The sequence below is a fragment of the Micromonospora sp. CNZ309 genome (genome assembly GCF_002846525.1).
Genome location: NZ_PJNG01000001.1, coordinates 5585634 through 5597333 on the forward strand (window position 1 = coordinate 5585634; position 11700 = coordinate 5597333).

An 11700-nucleotide genomic window follows, 5' to 3' on the forward strand; every position below is an offset into this window, starting at 1 on the left:
GGGTGGCACGGCCCGGCCGACGGGACCTCGGCCGGGCCGTGAGCCTCACTGTTTGCCGCGGTCGCCGCCGTCCACCTCGTCGGTGGACTGCTGCGTCGGCCCGTCGGGTCGCGGCGGTGGCCACGGAAGGTACGGCCGGGTGTTCCGTCCCGGCCGGGACGGTCCGGGGGCCCGGGTCGGGGTGGGCCGGCTGGGCCGTACGCCGTCGGTCAAGCGACGCGGCCGCGCGGAGACCACCAGCGAGCGTCCGGCGCCCTCGCACCGGGCGTGGTCGCCCACCGGGCCGTACGGCTCGACGGTCGGCCCGCCGGCCCGGGCGTCGAGCAGCCCCTCGCCCGGGGGAGCGTCGGCGACGGCGTGCACCACCGGCGGGTCGAAGGCCTCCCTCGGCCGGAGGACGAGGTCCACGGGCCGGGGCGGGGCGCCGCGTTGGACCACGACCGGCCCGTGGGCGCCGACGAGCAGGTCGCGGGGCGCGTCCGCGGCCGGGGGCGTGCCGGCGCCCGGGTCGACCGCGTGCGCCATCAGGTACCACTCGCCGGCCGGCACCTGGTCGAGGACGAACGGCCCCGGACCCGGCAGGAAGACCGAGCGCACCGGCTCGCCCTGTTGGATCCGGCTCGGGAAGAGCCCCAGGAAGATCCAGTGCGGCCTGGTGCCCGGTGGCGTGCGCACCTCGCCGCGGAGCGCCGGGCCCGTGCCGGCGGGCGGGGGCGTGCACTGGTCGGTACGGGGTCGGGGCAGCACCCCGCCGAGCCGGCGGTAGTTGGTGGGTGAGGTGCCGACGCTGCTGCTGAAGCGGGTGCTGAACGTGCCGACGCTGGTGTAGCCGACCAGGTGACTGATCTCGGTGACGCTCAACGAGGTGGAGACGAGCAGGTACTTCGTCCGTTGCAGGCGCAGCGCGGAGAGGAAGCGCCCGGGGGAGACCCCGGTCATCCGGTGGAAGACCCGGCAGAAATGGAACTTGCTGAACCCGGCCGTGCGTGCCATTTCGTCCACGGTGAACTGCTCACCCACATCGTTGTGCATTTTCTCGATGACGCGCTGGATCGCTGTTCTGACGTGATCTTCCATCATGCCCCCAACGAGAGGAAATGTCGGCGAACAGGTCCCTGACGCTACCGTTGCGAGAGACCCTGTCGTTGGTAATGATTTGGATTTTGGTCATGAAAGGCCCGCCTCGCCATGCGCGAGTGCGGTCGGGTGACTGGTTGCCAATTGCCGAGTTGCGAAAACAAATGTCCGCGCCTCAATGGGCCAACTCGATGCTATGTCAACGGAAAGTGGCGGTCAACGTTGCGGAAAGTAGTCGAATGACTGGTCCGCATATCAGACTCAGGCGGACTATTTCCGTGCGATTACCGCCCGCCTGGTGGTGCTAAATGAGGCTTTACGGCATTTGGGTCATAGCCTGCCTATGGCAGAACTGTAGATTATGAGTTAATTGCACCCTTGGTGCGGTTGGTCCGCTCTGCGCGCGCCCAGGGCGAGGAGGCCGGGCGTCGCCAAAGGTGCCCTGACATCGGAGATTGTCTTTGTATCACGTGCGTCGGGGCGTCCTGGCGGGGGACCGGCGGGGAGCGACGCGCGGCGCGGGGAACGTCGGATCGCCCGAGGTGGGGGCCGATAACGGGCGCGAAGGGCGGAGCGCGCGGCTCCGGGCCGAACGGAGGGCGGGCTATTCCCGGGGCCCTGTAATTGTTGTTACGGCCCTTCGCTGCGCGTGGCGAAAGGGGGATGCGCCGGCGCGCCGGGAAGGGCGCGGACCGTCTTCCGGACGGGCGGCGGTCGGCACCCCGATCCGGAGAACCGGCGGCGACTGAATTGTGTCGCGTTGGCGACAAGAGGCGGGCGCCGATGTGTGCCCGTAGCCCTCACGCGTCCGCCGGGGGGTGGTCGGAGCGGAAGAGCGCCACGGGAATCGGCGCCCGCCAGGTCGGTGGTGCGGTTCTACTGATCCACGAGTGCGTAACCCGCCTCGGTGGAGATCTTGTCCTCCTGCCACCAGTCCCGGTTCGACCGGTACCAGTCGATGGTCGCCGCCAGGCCGGCCCGGAAGTCCGCGTACTCCGGGGACCACCCGAGCTCGCTGCGCAGCTTCGTGCTGTCGTTGGCGTAGCGCAGGTCGTGCCCGGCCCGGTCCCGGACGTGCTCGAAGTCGCCCGGATCCCTCCCCATGAGCTGGTTCACCAGCTCGACGACCTCCCGGTTGGTGCGGGTGTCGCCCGAGCCGATCAGGTACGTCTCGCCGATCCGGCCCCGCTCCAGGATCAGGTGCAGGGCCCGGTTGTGGTCGTCGACGTGCGTCCACTCGCGGACGTTGAACCCCTGGCCGTACAACCGGGGCCGCCGGCCCTCGATGATGTTGGTGACCTGCCGGGGGATGAACTTCTCCACGTGCTGGTACGGGCCGTAGTTGTTGGCGCAGTTCGACAACGTCGCGGCCACCCCGTACGAACGCACCCACGCCCGGACCAGCATGTCCGAGGCCGCCTTGGTGGCCGCGTACGGGCTCGACGGGTTGTAGGGCGTCCCCTCGTGGAACAGCTCCGAGCCCTCCAGCGGCAGGTCGCCGAAGACCTCGTCGGTGGAGATGTGGTGCAGCCGTACGTCGTGCCGGCGCACCGCCTGGAGCAGCGCGTACGTCCCGACGATGTTGCTGTGCACGAACGCGTCGGCGTCCCGCAGCGAGTTGTCGACGTGCGACTCGGCCGCGAAGTGGACCACGATGTCGCTGTCGGCCACCAGCCGCTCGACCAGCTCCGCGTCGCAGACGTCGCCGTGCACGAACTCCACGTCCTCGGCGACGGACCGGTGGCCGGCGTAGGTCAGCTTGTCGAGCACCCGGATGCGGTAGCCCGGGTGGTGCGCCAGGGTGTGGCGCACGAAGTTCGTACCGATGAAACCGGCTCCGCCGGTGACGAGCATCCTGGTCACACCAACGCCCCGAACTCCTCGGCGATGTCCATCACGTACCGACCGTAGTTCGAGCCGGACATTCCCGTGCCCAGTCGGTAGCACGTCTGCGCGTCGATGTAGCCCATCCGCAGCGCCGTCTCCTCGATGCAGGCGATGCGTACGCCCTGCCGCTCCTCCAGCGTCCGCACGTACTGGCTGGCCTGGAGCATCGCCTCCGGCGTCCCGGCGTCCAGCCAGGCGAAGCCGCGGCCGAGGTCGATGAGCTTGGCCCGGCCCGCCGCGACGTACGCCCGGTTGACGTCGGTGATCTCCAGTTCCCCCCGGGCCGACGGGCGCAGGTTCTTGGCGATGTCGACCACGTCGTTGTCGTAGAGGTACAGGCCGGTGATCGCGCGGTTGGAGTGTGGCCGGGACGGCTTCTCCTCGATGTCGACCAGCCTGCCGTGCTCGTCGGTCACGCCCACGCCGTGGCGTTCCGGGTCCCTGACGGAGTAGCCGAAGAGCGTGCAACCCCGCAGGTCCCGGACCTCGTCGCGGAGCAGCTTCGAGAAGGCGGTGCCGTGGAAGATGTTGTCGCCCAGGACCAGGGCGCACTGGTCGTCGCCGATGTGGTTGGCGCCGAGCAGGAACGCCTCGGCGATCCCGCGCGGCTCCGGCTGCGCGACGTAGGTGAGGTCCAGGCCGAGGTGGGAGCCGTCCCCGAGCAGGGTCCGGAACTGCGGCAGGTCGGCGGCCTTGCCGATGATCAGGATCTCCCTGATGCCGGCGAGCATGAGGACCGAGAGCGGATAGTAGATCATCGGCTTGTCGCTGATGGGCAGCAGTTGCTTGGACACCGGAATGGTCAACGGATAGAGCCGCGTACCGGATCCTCCGGCCAGGACGATTCCCTTCACGGGCGAGCTGTCCTCCTCAACTGTGTCATGTCAGTGACGGTCGAACGGGCTGGACGACCTCGGGCGGAGCGGATGGGCTGGGCGTCGACGGCCCGAACCCCGGGTGGTGAGTCCCGTGGATCGGACTTCGCCGGCGGGCACGTCGCGGTGGCGCCGACCATGACACCCCGGATACCCGGTCGTGTCATGGCCTCGCGAGGACTACGACCCGCACGTCCTGACGGCGGATCCCCGGCATGCTGCCGGTCGTCGCCACCCGGGACGCGGTCGGTCGCGACTCCCCCCGATCCCAGGACCTTGATCCTCACCGCTCGGACAAAGGTGCGCACCTTCTGAGTTGCCCGACGCGGTTCCGATCTGCGCGCACCACGACGGCGGCTCACCCGAACGGACACATCCGCCGCCGTCCCGGCGCGTCGCTGACCCGTCCACGGCCGTGCCCGGGCGAGGCGGCCGGCGGCGGGAACGCGGCTGGGGCTCGGGCTGGCAGGTGGCGCGCGGGTGTCGTGCGGTTTCCGTCTCAGCCGGCCGGGGCGGGCGGTGTGGTGGCGGCGCGGGCGAGCATGCCGATGGCGGCGATGGCGCAGCATCCGGCGATGGCGGTGAGTAGCGGCACGTACCCCGCCGCGCTGTGCAGGAGGGTGGCCGCGGCGAGGGGTGCGGCGGCCTTGGCGATGGTGACGGGGGCGGCGAGTCGCCCGGCGATGGTGGCGTAGGCGGTGGTGCCGTACCGGTCGGCGAGCAGGGCGGGAGTGGCGAGGCTGGTGATGCCGAAGCCGAGTCCGAAGCCGACGACGGTCGCGATGGCGCCGGTGCGGGTGTCGGCGAGCAGGGGCATCGCGAGGACGGCGGCGGCCTGGATGGCGAAGACGGCGGCGACGATGGTGGTGACCCGCAGGTGTCGGCGGGCGGCGGTGAGGACGAGCCTGCCGGTGACGGACAGGACGCCGAGTAGGCCGACGGCGGTGGCGGCGAAGGTGGTGGGGTGCCCACGGCTGACGAGGTAGCCGATGAGGTGCACGGTCATGGTGCTGGTGGCGGCGCCGTGGGCGACGAGGCTGCCGGCGAGCATCCAGAACCGGGCGTCGCGCATCGCGGCGGTGACGACCGCGCGCCGCTGGGCGTGCCCGGTCCGCGTGGTGCTGGCCGGTGCCGTCGCCGCTGTCGGCGCGCGGCGGACGGTGAACGCGTGCAGGGGCACGGTGAGCAGGCCGTGGATGGCGGCGAGGACGAGCAGCGTGTCGCGCCAGCCGAGATGTGCCTCGAGCAGGCCGGTCAGGGGCATGAAGATGGTGCTGGCGAACCCGGCCACGACCGTGACCGCCAGCAGCGCCGTGGTGCGTCGGTCGGGGGTGAACCAGGAGACGATGACGGCGAAGGCGGGTTCGTAGAGGACCATCGCGCTCGTGATCCCGATGCCGGTCATGACGGCGTAGAGCTGGCTGATGGTGTGGACCTGCGACCAGGCCACGAGCAGGGCGGTCGCGGCGAGCGAGCCAGCGGTCATGAGCCCGCGTCCGCCGTGGTGGTCGAGCCACCGGCCGACGGGGATGGCCGTGAGGGCGCCGGCGAGGACGGAGGCGGTGAGCGCGCCGGTGACGGCGGTGGTGGAGACGCCGAGGGTCGCGGCCATCGGGGCCAGCAGGACCGCGTAGGCGTAGTAGAGGACGCCGTAGCCGACGGTCGAGGTGACGGCGAGGGCGGCGACGATCCGCCAGCCGTGGGCGTGGTGCCCGCCGACCGTGCGGCCGGCGGGCACCGTCGTGGTGGTGGGCATCAACTGCCGCAGCAGCCGCCAGCCTGACCGCCAGCGGGTGCGGTGCCGAGGGTGACCAGTTGCAACGGTGCAGCCAGTAGCCCACCGGAGACGCCGGTGGCCAGCCCCCGTCCCGCCGGCTCGGCGTCCGGGGCTGGCCCACAGCAGCTGTCGCTGGTCGCCGAGTCGTCGGGGTTGCTGTTGCACACGCCGGTCTCGGGCAGGTCGAGCTGGACGTCGCGGGCTGCCCGCCAGTCACCGGCGAGGGCGGCGACGACGGAGCGGACCTGCTCGTAGCCGGTGGCCATGAGGAAGGTGGGGGCCCGGCCGTAGCTCTTCATGCCGACGGCGTAGTAGCCGGGCTCGGGGTGGGACAGTTCGTCCACGCCGTGCGGGGGGACGGTGCCGCAGGAGTGCTCGTTCGGGTCGATCAGCGGGGCGAGGGCGCGGGTGGCGCCCATGACCGGGTCGAGGTCGAGCCGCAGTTCGGCGGCGATGGAGTGGTCGGGGCGGAAGCCGGTGGCCGCGACGATGCGGTCCACGGTGACCGGTTTCTCGCTGCCGTCGGCGTGCCGGACGAGCACGGTGACGCGGTCGTCGGCCGGGGTGAGGGCGTGCACGGAGAAGCCGGTGAGCAGCCGGATGCGGCCGGCGTCGACGTGCGTGCGCAGCCGCGAGCCGAGCGCGCCGCGCGCCGGTAGGGCATCTGCGTCCCCGCCGCCGTAGGTGCGCGCCGGCGAGGAGGACCGGATCGCCCAGGTCACCTCGGTGCCCGGCTGTTCGGCGGCCAGCTCGGCGAGGGACAGCAGGGTGTTCGAGGCGGAGTGACCGGCGCCGACGACGAGGGTGTGCCGGCCCGCGAACCGGTCCCGGTCGGCGCCGAGGACGTCCGGCAGCGCGTGCTCCAGGTACCTGGCCGCGTCGCGTTCGCCGTGGGCGGGCAGACCGGAGGCACCGAGGACGTTCGGGGTGCCCCAGGTGCCGGAGGCGTCGACGACCGCCCGGGCCAGGATCTCCTCGCCGCCGGCGAGGCGGACGAGGAACGGGGTGGTGTCGCGGCCGGCGGTGCGCAGCCGGTCCAGGCCCAGTCGGCTGATCGCCTCGACGCGGGTGCCGTAGCGCAGGTGCGGCTTGAGAGCCGGCAGCTCCGCGAGGGGCTGGAGGTAGGCGGTGACGAGTTCGGCGCCGGTGGGCAGGGCCTCGATGTCGGGGGCGACCCAGCCCGCGTCGTCGAGGAGCCGGCGGGCGGCCGGGTCGATGTCGTACCGCCATGGGGAGAACACCCGCACGTGCCCCCACTGTCGCACCGCCGCGCCCGGGGTGTCGCCGGCTTCGAGGACGGTGAAGGCGATGCCGCGTTCGTGCAGGTGCGCGGCGGCGGCCAGACCGACCGGGCCGGCGCCGATCACCACGACGGGCAGTTCGGTCAGCGTGCTCATCAGGCAACTCCTCTGTATTGAAGACTGTCGAATCAGTGAGGCGGGCGGGCGTTCTGCCCGGGCTGGGGCTGATCAGGTGATGGCGGGGCTGCGTCGTTCGAGCAGGACGACGTCGCGCCATCGGCCATGGTGGCGCCCGACGCGTTCGCGGGTGCCGACGATCCGGAAGCCGGCCCGCCGGTGCAGGGCGAGGCTGGCGGCGTTCTCGGGGAAGACGCCGGACTGGATGGTCCAGATGCCGGCGGCTTCGGTGGAGGCGATCACCGCATCGAGGAGCAGCCGCCCGGCGCCTCGGCCCTGGGCGGCGGGGTCGACGTACACGGAGTGCTCCACCACGCCGGCGTAGACGGCGCGCGTCGAGGTGGGCGAGACGGCGATCCAGCCGAGGAGGTCGTCGCCGTCGACGGCCACGAAGCGGTGCGCGGGCAGCTTCGCGGCGTCGAACGTCGCCCAGGTGGGTGCGTCGGTCTCGAAGCTGGCCTGTCCGTCGTCGAGGCCCGCCTGATAGATGGTGAGGACCCGCTCGGCGTCGCCGGCCGCCATGGGACGGACGGTGATGTCGGTCATCAGCAGGCTCCGTTCGGGTGAGGAGCGGGTCGGCCCATGACGACGTCGGCGGCGGAGGGGAAGCAGCCGACGCAGGCGTCGTTGATGCGGTAGTGCCGGGCCGTGCCGACCGGGTCGACGAGGACGAACCGCACCTCGGTGAGGATCTTCAGGTGCTGGGAGACGGTGGACTGGGCCAGGCCGACGGCGGCGACGATCTCTCCCACGCTCATCGGCCTGGCGTGGCGGGCGAGGTACTCGACGATCTGCACCCTGGTCGGGTCCGCGAGGGCCCGGAACCACGACGCGTATCGCTGTGCGGTCGCCCGTTCGAGCAGCTCGTCCACACCCATCCGCCTCCTTCATCGTCTATCGCCGATAGACGATGAAGTGTAGCGGGTGCGGAGGCGGCCGGCGCAGGGGTCGCAGAGCCGCACTCCCGCCGACCGCCGAGCCGTGCCGAGCATGAGGATCCCCTTCCGTGGCGCCTGTCTCGACGTTTGTCGAAGCAGAGAGTTGCACGCTGATTAGACGTCTGTCAACCTAGAGGAATGTCAAAGCAGACGGCGTCGCTTCCCGTCATCGACCTCACCGCGGACACGCCGTGCTGCCCACCGCTGGTGCAGCGCCGGGTGCCGGCCGGGACTGCCGCCGTCCTCGCGCCGGCGTTCAAGGCGCTCGGTGACCCGGTGCGACTGCAGTTGATGTCGATGATCGCTTCGGCCGAGGGCGGGGAGGCCTGTGTCTGTGACCTGACGCCCGCGTTCGACCTGACCGGGCCGACCATCTCGCATCACCTCAGGACGCTGCGCGAGGCGGGCCTTGTCGATGCCGAGCGGCGGGGCACCTGGGTGTACTACCGGGCCCGGCCCGCCATCCTGCGCCAACTCGCCGCACTGCTCACCGTCGAACCGGCCGCCGACGCCTGAGCCACGGCCTGCGCCCCGCGCCGCGCAGGCCCTCGGCCATGGCGGCGACGACGTACGCGGCGTCGCGACCGACGCCGCGCAGGGTGTTCGACGAGAACGACCGTTGAAACTCCAACCCCAGGTAGACCAGCCCGGGATGGGTGGTGGAGACCCCGCTGACCTGCCGGGGCGTGCCGTCGGGCGCCAGGGCTCCAAGCGTGGCGAGATAGCCGAGGTCCGGGCGGTAGCCGGTCGCGAAGATGACCGCGTCGACCGGCTCGGTTGCGCCGTCGGGCCAGCGGACGCCGTCGGGGGTGAAGGCGGTGAACATGTCCCGCCGGGGGAGTAGGCCGGAGGCGATGGCGTCGCGGTAGGCGCCGGTGTCGAGCACGGTGGCATGACGGACCAGGCGGGTGAGCGCCGGGCGCGGAAGGCGGTCCGCCCCCGTGACGTGGAGCCAGTGATGCAGGTCCCGGCCGCGGATGCGCTGGGGCGCGAACCGGACCGGCGCCCGGGTCGCCAGCGTGACCCTCGCGAGCGGTGCCAGTTCGTGGGCGACCTGGACGGCGGAGTTGCCGGCGCCGACCACGACGACCCGCTTGCCGGCATACGGCTCGGGCCGCCGGTAGTGCGCGACGTGCCGCACCTCGCCGGTGTAGCCGACGCGGCCGGGCAGCTCCGGCAGGTAGGGGTTGCCGAAGGAACCGCTGGCGGCGACCACGCCCGCCGCCGCGATCTCGTCACCAGCGCGCGTGCGCACCAGGTAGCCGCCGCCCGGGCGTCGCCGCACGGCGGTGACGCCGACGCCGGTACGGATGTCGGCATCGAGGTCGCGGGCGTAGCGGCGCAGGTAGGAGACGACCTCGCCGCGCGTCGGGTAGCGGTCCGGATCCCCCTCGTCGAACGCCCTGCCGGGCAGTGCGCTGTAGCGCGCCGGGGAGAACAGGGTGAGGCTGTCGTAGTAGTCCGGCCACGAGCCGACCGGCTCCTCCCCCGCTTCGAGCACGACCGGGCGCAGGCGGGCGGCCAGGGCGGTACGGGCGGCGGCGAGGCCGGACTGGCCGCCGCCCACGATGATCACAGGTTCCGAGGGGGTGCTCATCCCGACATCATATTGTCTTTTCGTTGAATGACAATATGATGATGGTGCGGGAGGGTGGAGCCATGGACCACTCGACACCCGCAGCCGAGGCGCGAGGCGCCGGGCCGACCGGGTTGGGTTCGGACACCCAGGAGTTCCTGAAGGCTCTGGGTAGCCCGACGCGACAGCGGATCATGATGCTGTTCGCGCGGGGCGCCGAGTTGTCGGTCGGGGAGGTGGCCGAGCTTGCGGGCATCAGTCAGGCCACGGCGTCGCAGCAGTTGACCCTGCTGCGCCGGGGGCGCGTGGTCACCTCGCGCCGCGAAGGCAAGACCGTGTACTACCGGGCCGACCGCGACGGCGCGGTCGCGGCGCTGGCCGAGCTCCAGTCGTACCTGATGACCTGCTGCTGACGACACCGTCAAGCGCTCCCCGGCTGGCCGTACCTGCTGCACCCGGACGAGCCGCCGCGCCGCGACCCTCGTTGTGCGCCTCCCGGGGAACTTGTCGTGATCCAGCCCTCGTTTGACCGGCCTATGGGTGGTGTTGCTGCAACGATGCAAGACGTGGGAACTGCGAAGACTACGACGCCTGCCATGTCGCCCCTTGCCGGCGAGCCGATCAAGCGTGCCGATGCCGAGCGGCTCGCGGGAGTGCTGAAGGCGTTCGCCGACCCGGCCCGGCTGCGGCTGCTCAGCCTGATCCAGTCGTCGCCGGAGGGCGAAGCGTCCGTGACCGACCTCACCGCGCCGCTCGGTCTCTCCCAGCCCACCGTGAGTCACCACCTTCGGATCCTCACCGAGGCCGGTCTGCTCGAGCGTGAGAAGCGTGGCGTCTGGGCGTACTACCGCCTGGTGCCGTCCGCGATCGCCGCGATCGCGGACCTGCTGACGCCACCCCGCAAGCGGGCGGCGAAGAAGACCCGCTGACTGGCACCGTCGGCGCTACGCGGATCAGCCTCCCCCGCCCCGGACCGCAGCGGCGAGTGCTCCCCGGCTGCGAAGCTGCTCAGGGGCGTCGTCGGCGACGATCCGCCCGCCGTCGAGGACGATGACCCGGTCGGCGCGCATGATGGTGGCGAGGCGGTGGGCGATCACCAGGGTGGCCCGGTCGTCTCCGGTGGACTCCAGGGCGGCGGCCAGGTCCGCCTCGGTCGCGGCGTCCAGGTTGGCGGCGGCCTCGTCGAGGACGAGCACCCGTGCGCCGGTGATCAGGGCCCGGGCGACGGCGACCCGGGCCCGTTGACCGCCGGACAGGGCCACCCCCCGCTCACCGGCCGGCGTGTCCGGACCGGCCGGTAGCGCGTCGAGGAACGGTGTGCTGGCCCAGCCTCGCGGCCACCATCGCCCGGTACGACGCCGACATCGAAGTCGTCGGCCCCGCCGAACTGACCGAGGCCTTCGCACACCTTGCCCGCAGGTTCACCAGAACTGCGGCGCTGCTCCGGACGGAAGACTCGTGATCGTGGAACCACCGCGCGGCACGGTCGTCCGCGCCGTCGAGGTGTCCGGGCTGTCAGCCGCTGACCCGCTGAACCAACGCTACGAGGGCGTAGGCCACCCCAACCCACGCAGCCACCTGCCCGGCGCGAAAGAACGCCGTACCGGCGAGGAGGAATCTGATTCTCGCCTGCTGCTCAGCCTCGTCTGGGGTCACGATGACGCCTCCGGGTTATCGGGTGCTCTGGTCCGATTCCTGATCTTGCCGGCTCCGCCTGGCGAAGGTACCCACCGAACGCCTGATCTCATCGTGTTGGCCGCACCGAGACTCCGGTTACCTGGTCAGGTAGCCGACTGTTGTGGACCCGGAGGCGATCCGGACGCGGTATCCCCACCGTTGCAGGGCCTGGGCGATCTTGCCCGCACCTGCCGGGTTGGCCGAGTGGACATGGACGACGCCGATGTCGAAGGGACGTCCCTCGAAGGCTGCCCGCTCCAGCACCTCCACCACCGGCCAGATCGTGTCGGTCTCACCGAGATCGTGATCGAGCCACAGCTCGTCCAGCCGCTCCTCGCGATGGCGTTCGAGGAGTACGACTCCGGCGGCGCTGCTGCGCGCCACCTCGGCACGCCGGTCATCGACGAAGGAACGCAGGTCGTCCACCAGGACGATCCGCCGAGGGTTGCTGCCGTCCACCTGCCTATCGTGCCTT

Annotated in this window: 13 protein-coding genes; 3 read left to right on the forward strand and 10 right to left on the reverse strand. The window is 71.5% G+C overall.

Annotated features, from left to right (window positions below; all coding sequences use genetic code 11):
- Nucleotides 1–45: 45 nt before the first annotated feature.
- The 7 genes from CLT72_RS23805 to CLT72_RS23835 form a co-directional block, all read right to left on the reverse strand.
- On the reverse strand, nucleotides 46–1080 hold the full coding sequence (locus CLT72_RS23805; RefSeq protein WP_486484314.1) for a helix-turn-helix domain-containing protein: 1035 nt from the start codon (nucleotides 1078–1080) through the stop codon (nucleotides 46–48).
- 873 nt (nucleotides 1081–1953) lie between these two features.
- Nucleotides 1954–2931 (reverse strand): dTDP-glucose 4,6-dehydratase, encoded by a 978-nt coding sequence (gene rfbB, locus CLT72_RS23810; protein WP_101415352.1) that lies wholly within the window; start codon nucleotides 2929–2931, stop codon nucleotides 1954–1956.
- A 5-nt stretch (nucleotides 2932–2936) separates the two neighbouring features.
- Nucleotides 2937–3818: a glucose-1-phosphate thymidylyltransferase RfbA gene (rfbA, locus tag CLT72_RS23815; RefSeq protein WP_101413669.1), complete on the reverse strand. Its 882-nt coding sequence runs from the start codon at nucleotides 3816–3818 to the stop codon at nucleotides 2937–2939.
- 520 nt (nucleotides 3819–4338) lie between these two features.
- Nucleotides 4339–5595 (reverse strand): MFS transporter, encoded by a 1257-nt coding sequence (locus CLT72_RS23820; RefSeq protein ID WP_101413670.1) that lies wholly within the window; start codon nucleotides 5593–5595, stop codon nucleotides 4339–4341.
- Entirely contained in the window at nucleotides 5595–7013 is a 1419-nt protein-coding gene (locus tag CLT72_RS23825; protein WP_101413671.1) for an FAD-dependent oxidoreductase, read from the reverse strand. Before CLT72_RS23825 ends, CLT72_RS23820 begins: the two co-directional genes overlap by 1 nt.
- A gap of 72 nt (nucleotides 7014–7085) precedes the next feature.
- Nucleotides 7086–7580 (reverse strand): GNAT family N-acetyltransferase, encoded by a 495-nt coding sequence (locus CLT72_RS23830; protein WP_101413672.1) that lies wholly within the window; start codon nucleotides 7578–7580, stop codon nucleotides 7086–7088.
- Nucleotides 7580–7912: an ArsR/SmtB family transcription factor gene (locus CLT72_RS23835; RefSeq protein WP_101413673.1), complete on the reverse strand. Its 333-nt coding sequence runs from the start codon at nucleotides 7910–7912 to the stop codon at nucleotides 7580–7582. The genes CLT72_RS23830 and CLT72_RS23835 overlap by 1 nt, the downstream gene beginning before the upstream one ends.
- A gap of 198 nt (nucleotides 7913–8110) precedes the next feature.
- Here CLT72_RS23835 and CLT72_RS23840 point away from each other — a divergent pair, with 198 nt between their 5' ends.
- Nucleotides 8111–8488 carry a metalloregulator ArsR/SmtB family transcription factor gene (locus tag CLT72_RS23840; RefSeq protein WP_101413674.1) on the forward strand — a complete coding sequence of 126 codons (378 nt, stop codon included), beginning with the start codon at nucleotides 8111–8113 and terminating at the stop codon, nucleotides 8486–8488.
- Here CLT72_RS23840 and CLT72_RS23845 read toward each other — a convergent pair.
- Nucleotides 8460–9569 (reverse strand): flavin-containing monooxygenase, encoded by a 1110-nt coding sequence (locus CLT72_RS23845; RefSeq protein ID WP_101413675.1) that lies wholly within the window; start codon nucleotides 9567–9569, stop codon nucleotides 8460–8462. The two genes, CLT72_RS23840 and CLT72_RS23845, sit on opposite strands and share 29 nt — an antisense overlap.
- Before the next feature lie 62 nt (nucleotides 9570–9631).
- Between CLT72_RS23845 and CLT72_RS23850 the strand changes: the two genes are divergently transcribed.
- Nucleotides 9632–9961: an ArsR/SmtB family transcription factor gene (locus CLT72_RS23850; protein ID WP_101415353.1), complete on the forward strand. Its 330-nt coding sequence runs from the start codon at nucleotides 9632–9634 to the stop codon at nucleotides 9959–9961.
- 144 nt (nucleotides 9962–10105) lie between these two features.
- The gene (locus CLT72_RS23855; protein ID WP_101413676.1) at nucleotides 10106–10477 is read left to right on the forward strand and encodes an ArsR/SmtB family transcription factor; all 372 of its coding nucleotides are present in this window, start codon (nucleotides 10106–10108) and stop codon (nucleotides 10475–10477) included.
- Between the two features lie 24 nt (nucleotides 10478–10501).
- Here CLT72_RS23855 and CLT72_RS23860 read toward each other — a convergent pair whose 3' ends face one another.
- On the reverse strand, nucleotides 10502–10810 hold the full coding sequence (locus CLT72_RS23860; protein ID WP_199184632.1) for an ATP-binding cassette domain-containing protein: 309 nt from the start codon (nucleotides 10808–10810) through the stop codon (nucleotides 10502–10504).
- Between the two features lie 511 nt (nucleotides 10811–11321).
- On the reverse strand, nucleotides 11322–11684 hold the full coding sequence (locus CLT72_RS23870) for a cyclic-phosphate processing receiver domain-containing protein (protein ID WP_199184633.1): 363 nt from the start codon (nucleotides 11682–11684) through the stop codon (nucleotides 11322–11324).
- Nucleotides 11685–11700 lie beyond the last annotated feature (16 nt).

Excerpts from the sequence above, each read along its gene's own strand:
- CLT72_RS23805 (WP_486484314.1), bottom strand. The coding sequence starts at position 1,080 with ATGATGGAAGATCACGTCAGAACAGCGATCCAGCGCGTCATCGAGAAA.
- rfbB (WP_101415352.1), bottom strand. The coding sequence starts at position 2,931 with ATGCTCGTCACCGGCGGAGCCGGTTTCATCGGTACGAACTTCGTGCGC.
- CLT72_RS23820 (WP_101413670.1), bottom strand. The coding sequence starts at position 5,595 with ATGCCCACCACCACGACGGTGCCCGCCGGCCGCACGGTCGGCGGGCAC.
- CLT72_RS23825 (WP_101413671.1), bottom strand. The coding sequence starts at position 7,013 with ATGAGCACGCTGACCGAACTGCCCGTCGTGGTGATCGGCGCCGGCCCG.
- CLT72_RS23830 (WP_101413672.1), bottom strand. The coding sequence starts at position 7,580 with ATGACCGACATCACCGTCCGTCCCATGGCGGCCGGCGACGCCGAGCGG.
- CLT72_RS23835 (WP_101413673.1), bottom strand. The coding sequence starts at position 7,912 with ATGGGTGTGGACGAGCTGCTCGAACGGGCGACCGCACAGCGATACGCG.
- CLT72_RS23840 (WP_101413674.1), top strand. The coding sequence starts at position 8,111 with ATGTCAAAGCAGACGGCGTCGCTTCCCGTCATCGACCTCACCGCGGAC.
- CLT72_RS23845 (WP_101413675.1), bottom strand. The coding sequence starts at position 9,569 with ATGAGCACCCCCTCGGAACCTGTGATCATCGTGGGCGGCGGCCAGTCC.
- CLT72_RS23850 (WP_101415353.1), top strand. The coding sequence starts at position 9,632 with ATGGACCACTCGACACCCGCAGCCGAGGCGCGAGGCGCCGGGCCGACC.
- CLT72_RS23855 (WP_101413676.1), top strand. The coding sequence starts at position 10,106 with ATGCAAGACGTGGGAACTGCGAAGACTACGACGCCTGCCATGTCGCCC.